Origin of the sequence: Lachnospira multipara ATCC 19207, assembly GCF_000424105.1 — a bacterium.
In the GTDB taxonomy this organism is placed as follows: domain Bacteria; phylum Bacillota; class Clostridia; order Lachnospirales; family Lachnospiraceae; genus Lachnospira; species Lachnospira multipara.
In genome coordinates, this window is the sequence record NZ_AUJG01000010.1 from 80,957 (window position 1) to 94,873 (window position 13,917).

10 protein-coding genes and 1 tRNA gene are annotated in these 13,917 nt (G+C 36.0%); 5 read left to right on the forward strand and 6 right to left on the reverse strand.

The features are described from left to right. Window positions 1-50: 50 nt before the first annotated feature. A complete protein-coding gene (locus tag G600_RS14190) occupies window positions 51-461 on the reverse strand; it encodes a barstar family protein (protein WP_051195447.1) in 411 nt (136 codons plus the stop codon). Window positions 462-602: 141 nt separating this feature from the next. Between G600_RS14190 and G600_RS0108835 the strand changes: the two genes are divergently transcribed. Next, on the forward strand, window positions 603-1,751 hold the full coding sequence (locus tag G600_RS0108835; protein WP_027431619.1) for an aminotransferase class I/II-fold pyridoxal phosphate-dependent enzyme: 1,149 nt from the start codon (window positions 603-605) through the stop codon (window positions 1,749-1,751). Between the two features lie 524 nt (window positions 1,752-2,275). On the opposite strand, the gene G600_RS0108840 is transcribed toward G600_RS0108835, so the two are convergent. From G600_RS0108840 to G600_RS0108855, 3 genes are all read right to left on the reverse strand, one after another. Next, window positions 2,276-2,347 (reverse strand) — tRNA-Gly (locus tag G600_RS0108840). 395 nt (window positions 2,348-2,742) lie between these two features. Further along, the gene (locus G600_RS0108850) at window positions 2,743-3,729 is read right to left on the reverse strand and encodes a diaminopimelate dehydrogenase (RefSeq protein WP_027431621.1); all 987 of its coding nucleotides are present in this window, start codon (window positions 3,727-3,729) and stop codon (window positions 2,743-2,745) included. A 245-nt stretch (window positions 3,730-3,974) separates the two neighbouring features. After that, window positions 3,975-4,619, reverse strand: coding sequence for an HAD family hydrolase (locus G600_RS0108855; protein WP_027431622.1), 645 nt, complete (start codon window positions 4,617-4,619; stop codon window positions 3,975-3,977). Between the two features lie 371 nt (window positions 4,620-4,990). On the opposite strand from G600_RS0108855, the gene fucO reads away from it, so the two are divergent. Continuing rightward, a complete protein-coding gene (gene fucO / locus G600_RS0108860) occupies window positions 4,991-6,139 on the forward strand; it encodes a lactaldehyde reductase (protein ID WP_027431623.1) in 1,149 nt (382 codons plus the stop codon). 181 nt (window positions 6,140-6,320) lie between these two features. Continuing rightward, window positions 6,321-6,857 carry a histidine phosphatase family protein gene (locus G600_RS0108865; protein ID WP_027431624.1) on the forward strand — a complete coding sequence of 179 codons (537 nt, stop codon included), beginning with the start codon at window positions 6,321-6,323 and terminating at the stop codon, window positions 6,855-6,857. 20 nt (window positions 6,858-6,877) lie between these two features. Here the strand turns inward: G600_RS0108865 and G600_RS0108870 are convergent, their stop codons facing one another. Both G600_RS0108870 and G600_RS0108875 read right to left on the reverse strand, forming a co-directional pair. Further along, on the reverse strand, window positions 6,878-8,008 hold the full coding sequence (locus G600_RS0108870) for a GGDEF domain-containing protein (RefSeq protein WP_027431625.1): 1,131 nt from the start codon (window positions 8,006-8,008) through the stop codon (window positions 6,878-6,880). Beyond that, window positions 7,990-9,144 carry a GGDEF domain-containing protein gene (locus tag G600_RS0108875; protein ID WP_027431626.1) on the reverse strand — a complete coding sequence of 385 codons (1,155 nt, stop codon included), beginning with the start codon at window positions 9,142-9,144 and terminating at the stop codon, window positions 7,990-7,992. Before G600_RS0108875 ends, G600_RS0108870 begins: the two co-directional genes overlap by 19 nt. A gap of 169 nt (window positions 9,145-9,313) precedes the next feature. On the opposite strand from G600_RS0108875, the gene G600_RS0108880 reads away from it, so the two are divergent. Further along, window positions 9,314-10,045: a response regulator transcription factor gene (locus tag G600_RS0108880; protein WP_027431627.1), complete on the forward strand. Its 732-nt coding sequence runs from the start codon at window positions 9,314-9,316 to the stop codon at window positions 10,043-10,045. A 137-nt stretch (window positions 10,046-10,182) separates the two neighbouring features. Further along, window positions 10,183-13,761: a glycoside hydrolase family 5 protein gene (locus G600_RS15080; RefSeq protein WP_051195448.1), complete on the forward strand. Its 3,579-nt coding sequence runs from the start codon at window positions 10,183-10,185 to the stop codon at window positions 13,759-13,761. Window positions 13,762-13,917: the final 156 nt, after the last annotated feature.

Consider the following 13,917-nt stretch of genomic DNA (forward strand, 5'->3'; position numbering starts at 1 on the left):
CTTACATATCTCTCACTTTTTAAATTCTTGGCTAAACCTATAGGTGATTCTTATAAAAGTACAAGATTACAGTTGTGAACATGGTCCTTATTCTGGTCTAGCATTTTACAAATAATATCAAATAACGTGTCCCCAGTGTAACTTTTGGCATCGTCTAGATTCTTCTGGAAAATGGCCCTATTGCTTGGGTGACACTTCTTCATTCTCGAATCATAATAATTAGCGGTTGCGTTGTAACCAAGATCAATCTTGCTTTTGTCAGCGTTCTCCCAACGAATGAGCACAGGTTCCCCAACCTTATAGACACCATTCCCGCCAATTAGCAGGTCGTTTAGGGCGTCTAAATTGTGCCCGATTGGAAAGCTACCGTCGGTGAAAACTCTTGCAATTTCGTTGTAAAAGCCTTCTAAGTCATTAAAATTGTTACCGTCAATTGTTAATGTGTGCGAATATTTCTGCATTAATGATACCTCCCTTTTTTGCTACAAAGTTACGTTTTATGCACGCATGTATATTATAAAATAAATTTATAGAAAATACTAGTTAAATTAAATCTTAAGGAGTAATATAAGCATGTAGTATTTGTAAATTAGGAGGAAGTTATGTATATTGACTTTTCAAAAAGGGGCGAGAAATTCGGCCCTAACATTTTTAACGTTTTAGAAGAAAAACGACAAGAAAGAATTAAAAATAATCTATCGGTTTACAATTTTAGTGTGGGAACACCAGATTTTAAGCCATCAACTGAGGTCACGGAGCTAGTTTCAAAGGCGGCTCTTGATTCTGAAAATTATAAATATTCCCTAGGTGATAGCAAGGAGCTTTTAGATAGCGTAATCAGATGGTACAAAAAAAGATACAACGTCGATCTTAATCACAATCAGATTTCATCGGTCTTTGGTACACAGGAAGGTATGGCACACGTTTGCCTTGGCCTTGTAAATCCTGGTGACTTGGTCCTTGTGCCAAATCCTGGTTATCCAATATTTGAAATAGGCCCTTTTCTTTGTGGTGCCGAGGTGGCTTACTATAACCTCTACCCTGAAAACGGATATCTAATCGACTTTGAAAACTTTGATGAGGAACTTGCTAAAAGAGCCAAGGTCATGGTGGTTTCTTACCCACTTAATCCGGTTGGTGCCATTGCAAATCCTAAATTCTATGAGGATTTGGTGGCCTTTGCTAAAAAAAACAACATCGTCATAATCCATGATAATGCCTATTCTGAAATTATCTATGATGGAAATGTGGGCGGCTCTTTTCTTGCAACTGATGGCGCCATGGATGTGGGCGTTGAGTTTAACTCACTTTCAAAAAGCTACAATCTAACTGGCCTTCGCCTCTCCTTCCTTATTGGAAACGAGGATATAATAAAGAGCTTTAAATCTATCCGAAGCCAGTACGATTACGGCACTAGCTACATCTATCAAAAGGCTGCTATTGCCGCCCTTGACGGCGACCAGTCTTACGTTAAGGAAAACTGCGCTAGATACGAGAAGCGTAGAGATGTCCTAGAGGCTAATCTTCACAAGCTTGGCCTTAAGCCTATGGGCTCGAAGGGCTCTATGTTTGTCTGGGCTAAGATTCTTGATGAAAATGTAAACTCAACCGACTTTGTTATCAACACCCTAGAAAAATACGGCATCCTCTGCACCCCAGGCACAAGCTTTGGAAGTCTCGGAGAAGGATATGTAAGATTTGCGTTGGTAATTCCGGCTTGGAAGATTGAGGAAATCTTTGGAGAATTGTAGGAAGTGGCGGATGTCTTGTGATGTCTGAGAAGATATGTTCTTTCGGAAGTGGTGATTCTGACTTTATTCTTTAGAATTGTATAAATCAGGCACAGGAAATTCTCTGATTATTAAAGATAATTAAGATTTCTTGTGCCTGTATTTATTATATGGATAAGTTATAGCCAAAAACGCGGGATAAGCTGGCTTCTAATCAAAAGATTTCAAAGAAAGATATCTGAGGTCGCGAGGTTCAATCCCATTCGCTAAACAACAAAAAAAGAAGAAGCAAAATGCTTCTTCTTTCTAGTAGAGCGCGAGACGTTGCGGTCATCCAGTGGATGACCCTGCGAAGCAGGAGCAAGGACCGAGCCGACAGGCGAGAGATCGAAGACGCAACCATTGTAGCAACTGCTTGTAGTTGATATGTAGGCACGAGTAGTGCGAAGCACTTCTAATACGAGTGCTTCCAGAAAGGAGCGAGGTTCAATCTCCTTTGCTAAACAACAAAAAAGAAGAAGCAAAATGCTTCTTCTTTCTAGTAGAGCGCGAGACGGGGATCGAACCCGCGACCCCCTCCTTGGCAAGGAGGTGCTCCACCACTGAGCCACTCGCGCATGTCTTAATTTGTTTTGTGCCGCAGCACGTGTTTAATAATACATGGTCAGACATTTTTTGTCAACAGTATTTTTGAAAAAAATTGCGTAAAATACGAAAAAAGACAGTTTGTAAATTATTGATAAAAAACGACATTTATAGAGTAATTAAATAAAGAGAACAATTCTTGTGCCTGTAAAACAGTAAATAGCAAGTTTTGACCACAAATCAAAGTGAATTTAGAATTCTGGCGACAAAATCCCCGGAAATATGCCAAAATCCCCGAAAATACGACAAAATCCCCGGGAATACGATATTTTCGTTTTTCGCTACCCTTCCGTCTAGCAACACCACTAAAAAAGCTCCCAGCTTTCGCTGGGAGCCTCCATTCCACTACAATTCCACCAAAATGAAATTATAATAAGTGCTTTCTTAATTCCTCACCTGAAAGTGGGCTGATGTATGAAGGAGCAATATCAAATACTGTCTTACAACCAAATGAACCTTCATTAGCAAGCTTGTAAGCTGCTCTTGCATAAGCTGCAATTACAGAACCTGTAAATTCTGGATTTGAATCAAGTGTAAGTTTGTATTCGATGATGTGCTTATGTTCCTTGTCAAAGCCTGTAACACCACTTCTAAGTACGAAACCACCGTGTGGAAGACCTGAATGGTTCTTCTTTAATTCTTCTTCAGAGATGAAGTTTACAGTTGTATCGTAATCTGCAAAGTAGTTAGGCATTTCCTTGATTTCCTTCTCGATACGAGCAAGGTCAGCGCCTTCTTCTGCTACAACATAGCATTCTCTTAAATGCTTTTCTCTTGTTGTAAGTTCTGGGTTTTCACCTGAACGTACTTTTTCAACAGCAGCTTCAATAGGAACTGTGTACTGTCTAGCATCAACAACGCCATCAATTCTTCTAATAGCATCTGAGTGACCCTGGCTAACACCACGACCCCAGAATGTGTAGTTTTCACCCTCTGGTAAAACAGAAGTTGAAATCATACGAAGAAGTGAGAACATACCTGGATCCCATCCCATAGAGATGATTCCAACGTGCTTAGATTCCTTAGCTGAAGCATCAACATTTGCAAAATGCTCAGGAATTCTTGCATGTGTATCGAAACTGTCGATTACGTTGAATAACTTAGCGTACTTAGGAGTCTGCTCTGGTAAATCAGTTGCAGAACCACCAGCTAATACTAAGACATCAATCTTACCAACATAGCTTTCTACATTATCAACTGAATCAACTGGAACGCCTTCAGTCTTTATAGTTACAGTCTTTGGATCTCTTCTTGTAAATACAGCAACAAGTTCAAGATCATCGTTTTGTCTAATGGCACTCTCAACTCCACGAGCGAGGTTACCATAACCTAGAATACCAATTCTAATACTCATTCTTTTTACCTCCATAAACTTGGTCGAGATTTTTCATAAATAATCTTCATATTTGGATGAAAATGTATTTAAAATCTCCACCGGATTAAGACACATAAAATATTATATAACCTTATAATAGATTGTGCAAAATTTTTTTAAAAAAATGTATTGCATAACATTGGACTAAAAAAAATACCTGTAAACATGCAGATTACATCTTTAATTACATTTAAGAACTATATAACTAAACAACTTATATATAACTAGATTAAATCTAAAAGTTCCTCGCATTTATTTGCAAAGCTTGTGGCTCCGTTTGCCTCTAAAAAGTCCTTATCTCTAAAGCCCCATGTAACGGCGATTTCATCAACCCCTGCGTTTTTAGCTGTATTTACATCAACATCTGAGTCGCCGATGTAAACAGTATCCTCCTTTGCAATCTTTAACTCCTCTAGAATTCTTAAAAGCGAGTCTGGTGCTGGCTTTACAGCCACCTCAGGAAGGGAGCCTCTTGCGATTTCAAAAAGACCTTCAAAGTAAATGTCATTAAGCTTTTCCACTGTAAAGTTTGGCTTATTTGAAAGAATGGCAAGTTTTACTCCATTATTTTTAAGAACTTTTAGGACATCTAAAATACCATCATAAGCCTTAGTTAAGTCGTTACAATGCTTGTCATAGTATTCCTTATACTCATCATGGATGATTTTTTCTTCTTCTTTACTTGTACCTGCTGGCACTGCTCTTTCTATAAGTTTTACAGAACCGTTACCAACAAATTGTCGGATTTCTTCAAGACTTCTTTCAGGATGGTTGTGAGCCTTAAGTATTACATTTACTGAAGCCCAAAGATCCTTTAAGGTATCAAGAAGGGTTCCATCTAAATCAAAGACAGCTAATTTATATCTCATTTTTATTCCTTTCCTATTAGGTAACTTACTTAAATTCCATTAGCTATTAGAAATTAATTGAAATCTTTAGTTTGTTATCCAACACTTTTTGGCTAATTATAAGTTCTTTATCACTAACTGTAAAGCAGAGGCAAAGTATTACTTGAATTTCTTTTGGAAAAACTGGCAAATACTACATTTTCATAAGGGAAATAAGATAAAAAGATATATAAAAATAATTTTTAAAACTTGTCTTAAAATACTTGTACTATATTCAAAAAGTGTTAAAATATTAACTAGAAGGATTTGACGGGTGACAACTAATATTTTTGTGCAAAAACGACATGATTTAGTGGCATTGTCAAATAAATAATATAAGTGGAGGTTTTTATATGGCAAACAGATTTGTACTTAATGAACGTTCTTATCATGGGGCAGGCGCAATCAAGGAGATTGCAACTGAAGTTAAGGAAAGAGGTTTTAAGAAGGCATTTGTCTGCTCTGATCCAGACTTAGTAAAATTTGGGGTAACTAAGAAGGTATTAGACGTGCTTGATGGTGCTGGTTTAGCTTATGAATTATATTCTAACATTAAGCCTAATCCAACTATTGAAAATGTACAGACAGGTGTTGAAAGCTTTAAGAAGGCTGGAACTGACTATATCATCGCAATTGGTGGCGGTTCATCAATGGATACTGCAAAGGCAATCGGAATTATTATTAACAATCCAGATTTTGCAGACGTTAGAAGCCTTGAAGGTGTAGCTGATACAAAGAAACCATCAGTTCCAATTATCGCAGTTCCTACTACTGCTGGTACTGCAGCTGAGGTTACAATTAACTACGTAATTACTGATGCCCAGAAGAATCGTAAGATGGTATGTGTTGATCCTAAGGATATTCCAATCGTGGCTGTTGTTGATCCAGATATGATGTCATCAATGCCAAAGGGCTTAACAGCTGCAACAGGTATGGATGCTTTAACACATGCAATTGAAGGATATATTACTAATGGAGCTTGGGAATTATCAGACATGTTCCATTTAAAGGCAATCGAGCTTATTTCTAAGCACTTAAGAGCTGCTGTTGAGAATAAGCCAGAAGGCAGAGAAGGCATGGCACTTGGCCAGTATGTAGCAGGTATGGGCTTCTCTAATGTAGGTCTTGGCTTGGTTCACTCAATGGCTCACCCACTAGGTGCTGTTTACGATACACCTCATGGTGTGGCAAATGCAATTCTTCTCCCATCTATCATGGCTTACAACGCTGATGCTACAGGCGAGAAGTTTAGAGATATTGCTAAGGCAATGGGTGTAGAAGGTACTGAAAATATGTCTCAGGACGAGTACAGAAAGGCAGCCGTAGATGCTGTTGCTAAGCTTTCTGCAGATGTTGGAATTCCTAAGGATTTAAAGGATATCGTTAAGGATGAGGATGTACATTTCCTTGCAGAGTCAGCACACGCTGATGCTTGTTTCCCAGGAAATCCAAAGCAGCCAACAGTAGAAGAAATCGAAGGCCTTTATAGAGCTCTTTTATAAAATGAGCTTTTGCCTAAATCATTAGTTAATCAGGTAAATATATGTTAAAATGAGTCAGAGGTAAGGAATTTATCTCTGGCTCTTTTGATTTTAGAATTTCAAGAACGTTAGAATTCCAATAAAGTTGGAATTTCAAGAACGAAAAAAGAAGCAAATTAAGGATGGAAAATTAGGAGGCGTTATGGCAGTTTTTTACTATACTAGACATGGTCAGACCGTTTGGAATGTGGCCAATAAGATTTGTGGTAGCACAGACGTGGAGCTGACTGAGCTTGGTCACAAGCAGGCAATTGAACTTGGGGAAATGATTAAGAAGGAAAATATAAAGATTGATGAAATCATCTACTCACCTTTAATTAGAGCTAGGGACACTGCCCTACACATTTCCGAAATCACTGGAATTCCAGCAAGAAAAGAAGAAAGACTTATGGAGCAAAATTTTGGTAAGTACGAGGGAACTCCAAGGGATGGTCTTGAATTTGCAAAGGCCAAGGAAAACTTTGTTAATTCCTTTGAGGGTGGAGAGTCTATGTTAAAATGTGCTCACAGAATCTACTCTCTTTTAGAAGATATAAAAAAAGAGCCCCAAAAGGTTTTTCTTTTAGTGGCTCATAATGGCATAATTCGTATGGTAGAGAGCTATTTTCACGATATGACAAATGAAGAGTTTGCAGCATGCAAGATGAAAAACTGCGAACTCAGACGTTACGAAATCTAATGAGTTTTAACGAAAACTAATTACTTGTTTTCTCTACTATTTTTGATATCGTAGAGCTTGGCGTCGGCAGCTTTTATAAAGTCCTTGGCATTCTTTATGGTGTCGTCATATTTTGCAATGCCAATAGAAACGTTAAATTCATAGCCGCTATTAGACATGATGTTAAATTCTTTAAGCTTTGAGGAGATTCGTGAGGCAACTACCTCAGCTTCTCTATCATAGCTTTCAATAAAACACACAACAAATTCATCTCCGCCATATCTAGCAGTAGATACAAAGCGGAGATTTTTAGTGCCCTCAGTAATGGCTTTTGCTAGTCTTATTAAACTCTTATCCCCTTCAAGATGTCCATAATTATCATTAATTTGTTTAAAGTGGTCCCCGTCAATCATTAAAAGAGCCGTACGTTTCCTTAAGTTTGAGACCAACATTTTCTCAATATCCTGATTAAGATATGTTCTGTCGTTTAGGTTTGTAAGCGGGTCTTTAGATATATTTTCATGCTGAATAATCAAGTAAAAGATAAGGATTGAAATGGCGGTTGTACCATCCCAGAGATCGAGTTTACTAAATAAGGTAACATAAGGTAATGCAAGGAAAATGAGCATCAGTATGTAAATTCTTCTCTCCCTTTTATTTGGTGTAATAATTGCGCAGTAAATGCCCCTTAGCACGCTTATAATCAGGTAAAAGTATGATGTAAAGTCAACTAAAAAATACAATGGCATATAAACTATTTTTAAATCCTTGCCTACGTAGAAAAGTAAATGCGTAAAAGGAGTGGAAATGATTAAAAATAAAGTAATGAAATGGAAAATTAAGCATACGTATTCTATATTTGTGGAAATGGAGATTTTTGAGCACATTAAATACTCCATGCATAAAAACAGTGAGGCACGAAGACTAATCTCAAGAGAATAGTAAATTATCCAAATGCTGTAAATAAGATACTTCGAGCCGCTATCGTAAATATTTATATCATCAATTATAAAATTAAAAGTTAAATAAAAGATGTTTATTACAATAAAAGCCAAAAGTCTAGATCTAAGCATAGAACGCTTAAAGGTTCGACTTAAGTCAATGGCTATAATTATTAAGATTATAATGGATATAATAGCTTGTTCAATTGAAGCTAAGTGAAATTTTTCCATGTATACTTCTCCTTCTTTATTTCGTAAAGGGCATCATCTGCCGCTTTTATAAACTCTTCTGGAGTTAAATATTCCTCTTTGTAGTTTTCAATTCCAATTGAAATCGTAACGTCGGATTTTGCATTTTCCTCTTGATTAATCTTTTCAAGGGTCTTTGTAATGGTGTAGGCAATTAGGCGCCCGTCGTTATTCTGCCTTTCAATAAAGGCAATGATAAACTCATCGCCCCCGTATCTTGCAACAGTGCAATGCTTGAGAAAATATGTGCACTGCTCTAGGGCTTGTCCAATCCTTATTAGACTTTTATCCCCTTCTTGATGTCCGAAATTATCATTAATCTTTTTAAAATCATTGGCATCTATCATAAGTAAAACCAGCTTATCTCTATCTTTGCGCTTCATTAAGCTGTAGAGATCAGTTATAAGAAAACGCCTGTTATTTAGGCCAGTTAGAGAGTCTGTAGACACATTTCTTTTTGAAAAGTCCAAATAGAATATTAAAAATGTAATGGCCAAACTAATTTCTAGAATTGGCACATTTACAGCTCTTGATACGGATTGACCTACTAAAGGAACCATAATAAAAGCAATAAACATAAAGGCAAATTTCTTTTCATTTTTATCATATGCAGTTTTTATACAATTTACTATTACCATTAGAATGAAAACATAGTATACTAAAGATATCAAATATGGAAATAAATAAAGAGGACCACGAATATATTGCATATTTTCATCAATTTTAAAAATTAGTCCACTAAATGGCGTGCTGACATATAAAGTGATAGATATAGTTAGTGTCATTGCTGCAATGTATTCAACAAATCTCTTATCAAATATTTTTGAATGTAAGAGATAAATAATAGTGGTAAAGGTAAATATACTAATTCCAATAATCGAGATGAATTTTAAAATTTCAGATAAATAAAAATATGGTTTGAAGTTGTGTTTAAACACAGTAAAGCTAAGTAAAGTTAACATATAAGAAATGTAGTATAAATGTACAATGCCAATATAGGACAATACCTTACCTTGTAAACGTGATTTTTTCGTTGTTAAGATTATATGAACGCCTAATATAAGCATGATTACATAGGCTATAATTGTTTCCTCAATTTTTGCGATAATTATTGCCATAATATACCTCTAACTGTTGGTAAGATTTTGAAAATGTATCAAATTATTCACATACTATATAAATATATTATATGATAAATAACGTCCTTTATCAAGAAAAACTAAAAAAAGCAATTGCATTATTTTAATAACTGTTTTATTATGGGATTACTGACCTTAGGAGGAAACTATGGATAATATTACAGTACTTCTTGTGGATGATGATTCAGAAGTTATAGATTTGAATAAAAAGTTTTTTGAAAAAAAGAATTATAGAGTTTACACTGCGTATTCAAGTAAGGATGCGCTTGATATTTTAAAAATGAATAGAGTAGATTGCATTTTATTAGATGTTATGATGCCGGATATGGATGGCTTTGAAGCTTGTAGTAGAATGCGTAAATTAACCAATGTGCCTATATTGTTTTTAACAGGCAAGGATTCTGAGGAGGACAAGATAAAAGGTTTAGAAGTTGGTGGAGACGACTTCATTTTAAAACCTTATAGTTTAAATGAGATAAATGCCAGAATTCAGGCGAATGTGAGAAGATTTAGACAGTATAATAAATCTTTAATAGGGGAAGAAATAATTCAAGAAAGTAGAGGTGAAAAAAGTAGCGCCATTGAACAATTCGGACATTTATCAGTTAACTATCTTGCACATAAGGTTTATTGTGATGGGGACGAGATAGGTTTATCTAACAGAGAATATGAGATTTTAGTTATATTGCTTAGTCACAATGGAGAGGTGACTACATTTGAGGAGATATCTAATAAGTTATTTGGGACATATTCTGATACTGATAGACAAACAATCATGGTACAAATATCAAGATTGCGTAAAAAATTAGACGCATATTTAAATATTTGTGATATGATAACAAGCGTGCGTTTTAAAGGATACGAATTCCACGCAAAGTAAATATCAATTAAATCGCCTGTATCGATGCTATTTTCTTAATTGACTAGATATGAATTACAGATTAATTAAGCCAACAATCGATAGTAATAAACCAGAAACACGAGACTTTATTTTTTTGACTTAGGAGGTTTTTCTACATGATTAGACTTAAAAACTTTTTTAAGAAAGCACTAGCCTGTGCCTTAGTAGCCACAACTGTTATCACGACTAATTTTACATATAACAGTACTCTTACTATGGCAGCAAATGAAACTACTGAGGAAACATTTTTTGAAGATGTTAATTTGTCCGATTTTTACAATTGGAAAAAGGGTATTTATCAAAGCAATGGTCATTATGATGCATGGAATTCATTTCTATCAACAAAGGAGTATATGAGGGTTACTCCTGGAGAAGTTTATAAAATTTCTTGTTCAAGCTCTAATTATTACATAGTTGTGTCTCAGTTTGATGCGGATTTTAACATAGTTAGTTATGATGATACTATCTATGATGGTTCGGAGGTGATAATTAAGGACACAACAAAGTATGTGACAGTTTCTATTTACAATCCATCGAATTATTCAATGACGTACACTAGATTTTCTGATCTTTTTGCAGAGGGTTTTACAATAAGCCAGGAAAAAATCACGGACTACTCTAGTGATGTTAGCAAGACAAATCTTAATAATCCGGGACTTTGGAAGCGAGGTCTTATAAGTACTGACGGTTCTAAGATTCTTAATTACACATCTTATATGTGCCTTAGAAATCTAGTAACTGTGGACCCTTCAAAGACCTACGTTTACAAAACTAATATTAGTTCTCTTCGCTTAATTATTAATGAATTAGATGAGAATGAAAATGTAATTCAAAGGGATGAAATCACAAACAAGTCTACAATAAGTTTTAATGAAAAAACAAAATATCTTAGTATTTCAGCCTACAATGCTAGCGATTATAGCTTAACCATTGGACAGTTTAGATATTATCTTGAGAATTCAACTTATAGTTTAAGTCTTCAAGCTACAGAAAATGCTAGTGAGGAGGAAAATACAAAGACTCCTGAGGAAACACCAAGCACTGAGCCTGAAACTCCAGAGCAGGCAGTAGATGAGGATTTAGTAGTTAATGAAAATGTACTTACTAGTCTAGATTCTAGTCTTGAATGGGTGGCTGGAACTTTTGATGAAAAGGGACAAGTTAAAGATATTAATGATTATATTCGACTTGATAGTTATTATTTAGTAAATCAGGGATCTATAAAAATAACAATGCCAAACAATTTCCTACGTCTTATTATTAATGAATATGATGAGAATAAGAACTTCATAAAGTCGGTGGACTTAGGTAATTGTGACATTTTCACAGCAGATGAATCTGCAAAATATGTAACTTACAGTCTTTACGAATACTCTTGTGAGGAAGTTTTAGAGCTTGAGACTAGCGTGTTAATTAGTCATATTGATACAGCAATTGATTTTACAGTGATTGAGGATCTTGAAGCTATTAGAGAGGATGCTGAGAGCTTAACAAGTGAGGTTCACAAGGGCACTTTAAGTAATTCCTCAAATTACAGATATGGTCACTACTATTCTTGGGGCGGCTATTATGAGCAGGCTTCAGGGGTTTACTGTACTAGAAATAAATATGCTATTCAGGCAGACAAAACTTATTATTTAAATGTTAACGATTCCCGCATGCAGCTTGCTCTAGTGGAATACGATTCTGAGGGTAATACTATTAGATATGTGGATCATTTAACTAATGGTAGTAAGTATGAGCCTTCCCAAAATGCTTGCTATGTAGCCTTTAACCTATCTTCTAGCGTTTGGGGCGTGGATGTTTTAGGACTACTTGATGCAGGACTTACAATCGATTTAAATACGGAGTATTACTGCACGGGTCTTGAAAGCGTTGATATTGAGGATTTTGATTTTGCAGATTTTACAAATTACCAGATGGGAAGTTTTTCAAGCACTGGTTTTAATGTAAGTGCCGATAGCCTTGCAACTAGCTGTTATCTTGATCTTTCAAAGGCAGCAGACACTTATAGAGTTAATTTAGATAACCATTATTTACGAATGACAATTGTGGAATATACAGAAGATGGAACTTATGTAAAGACAACTAGTTTCCAGTCTGGGGAGATGTTTACACCAGATGATACAACAGCTTACATAGGAGTTTATATTAAGAGAAACACTTCAAATTATACTGAAAGCGATTACAGAACATTTTTCAATGACAAACAAACTGTTAGTTTAACAGAATTTACAAGCTATAAACACAACACAACAATGAATGCTATTTCAGCTACAGAATTTATGAACACTATGAATGTGGGCTGGAACCTAGGTAATTCCCTTGATTCTCATTATGGTGATAGAACAGGCACTGGGGTTTTAAATCAGGAGACAACTTGGGGAAATATCGTAATAACTGAGGATTTAATTGAATATGTTAAGGCTCAGGGATTTAACACAATTAGAATTCCAGTAACTTGGTATTACAATACTTATACTGATGAAAATGGTAATCTTAAGGTAATTGATGACTGGTTTGAAAGAGTTCAAACTGTTGTAGATTACGCAATTAAAAATGACATGTATGTAATTTTAAATACTCACCATGAGCAGCCAATTATTTATGCTGGTACTTCAGAGGACAGCTTTAATCAGGTTTTATCAGACGCCGAGGATCTTTGGACAGAGATTGCAACTTACTTTGCAGACTATGATGAACATTTGATTTTTGAGAGTTACAACGAGGTTGATAATGTGGCTCTTAGCTGGAATTACAGTGATACAGCTGCTAATCAAATGAACCAGTTAAATCAGCTTTTCGTTGATACAGTTAGAGCAACTGGTGGAAATAATTCAGAAAGACTTTTAATTGTTCCTACCCTACTGGATGGTTACGAAAGTAGCTTTAGAGATACATTTTCATTACCAACAGATAGCGCAGCGGATAAGTTAATCGTGGAGGTTCACGACTACTCTACAGCCTTTGACCAGGATATTGATTCTTTATTTGAACCAATTTCAAACTGGTCTGCAGAAATTGGCGCACCAGTAATTATTGGCGAATTTGGTACTAAGCCTAACTACTCTCCTAGCGAATACAGAGCTGAGGCCGCAAGTAATTACGTAGCTCGTGCAGCGGCTTATGGTATAAAATGTGTCTACTGGGATGACGGTAACTTAAATAATTACGGCCTTGTAAACCGTGTGGATTACAGCCAGTCAAATACAGAGGTTTTATCAGCTATTGTAAATGCAGCAGCTTATGAGACTTCAAATAAAACAACTTACGATTCAATGGATAGCTTTGTTTGGATGAGCTTGAATCAGTCAACCGGCGCCCTAAAGGAAGATAAATACTGGGGCACTATTGTTACTGATATTGATGGAAAGGGCGTTGAGATTCCAGAGGGGGCCGAATATTTAACAGTGCTTTTATCAGTAACTGGCGAGTTCTATCAAGCAAGAGTACACTACGTTCACTTCTATGATAAGAACATGAACGTCCTTCAAACAAACAACTCTTCTTCAGGAAATCTAATGGCAACCTACACTATTCCTAAGGGTGCAAAGTATGTCCGTGTGGGAATTAACAATAGCTACATGGCTTGTAAGGAGCAAATGTATGCAAGCTACTTTAATTCAGGACTACTCTCTCTCACACTTGGTTTTGTGGATTTAGATGATAGCGGCAGCTACGTGAAGGTGGAGTAGACGGCGGGCTTGTGTAAAGCGGACATTCGGAATCCGCTTCGCTACTTCCTCATGATCTGTCAGAAGGGGCTTTAACCCCTTCTGACACTAGTAAGCTTTATACCCCCGCTTAAAGCTTACGCTTTTGAAGCGGGGGATTGCTTACACTGCGTTCAA

Coding starts and splice junctions, on each gene's coding strand:
- G600_RS14190 (WP_051195447.1), bottom strand. CDS start 461: ATGCAGAAATATTCGCACACATTAACAATTGACGGTAACAATTTTAAT.
- G600_RS0108835 (WP_027431619.1), top strand. CDS start 603: ATGTATATTGACTTTTCAAAAAGGGGCGAGAAATTCGGCCCTAACATT.
- G600_RS0108850 (WP_027431621.1), bottom strand. CDS start 3,729: ATGAGTATTAGAATTGGTATTCTAGGTTATGGTAACCTCGCTCGTGGA.
- G600_RS0108855 (WP_027431622.1), bottom strand. CDS start 4,619: ATGAGATATAAATTAGCTGTCTTTGATTTAGATGGAACCCTTCTTGAT.
- fucO (WP_027431623.1), top strand. CDS start 4,991: ATGGCAAACAGATTTGTACTTAATGAACGTTCTTATCATGGGGCAGGC.
- G600_RS0108865 (WP_027431624.1), top strand. CDS start 6,321: ATGGCAGTTTTTTACTATACTAGACATGGTCAGACCGTTTGGAATGTG.
- G600_RS0108870 (WP_027431625.1), bottom strand. CDS start 8,008: ATGGAAAAATTTCACTTAGCTTCAATTGAACAAGCTATTATATCCATT.
- G600_RS0108875 (WP_027431626.1), bottom strand. CDS start 9,144: ATGGCAATAATTATCGCAAAAATTGAGGAAACAATTATAGCCTATGTA.
- G600_RS0108880 (WP_027431627.1), top strand. CDS start 9,314: ATGGATAATATTACAGTACTTCTTGTGGATGATGATTCAGAAGTTATA.
- G600_RS15080 (WP_051195448.1), top strand. CDS start 10,183: ATGATTAGACTTAAAAACTTTTTTAAGAAAGCACTAGCCTGTGCCTTA.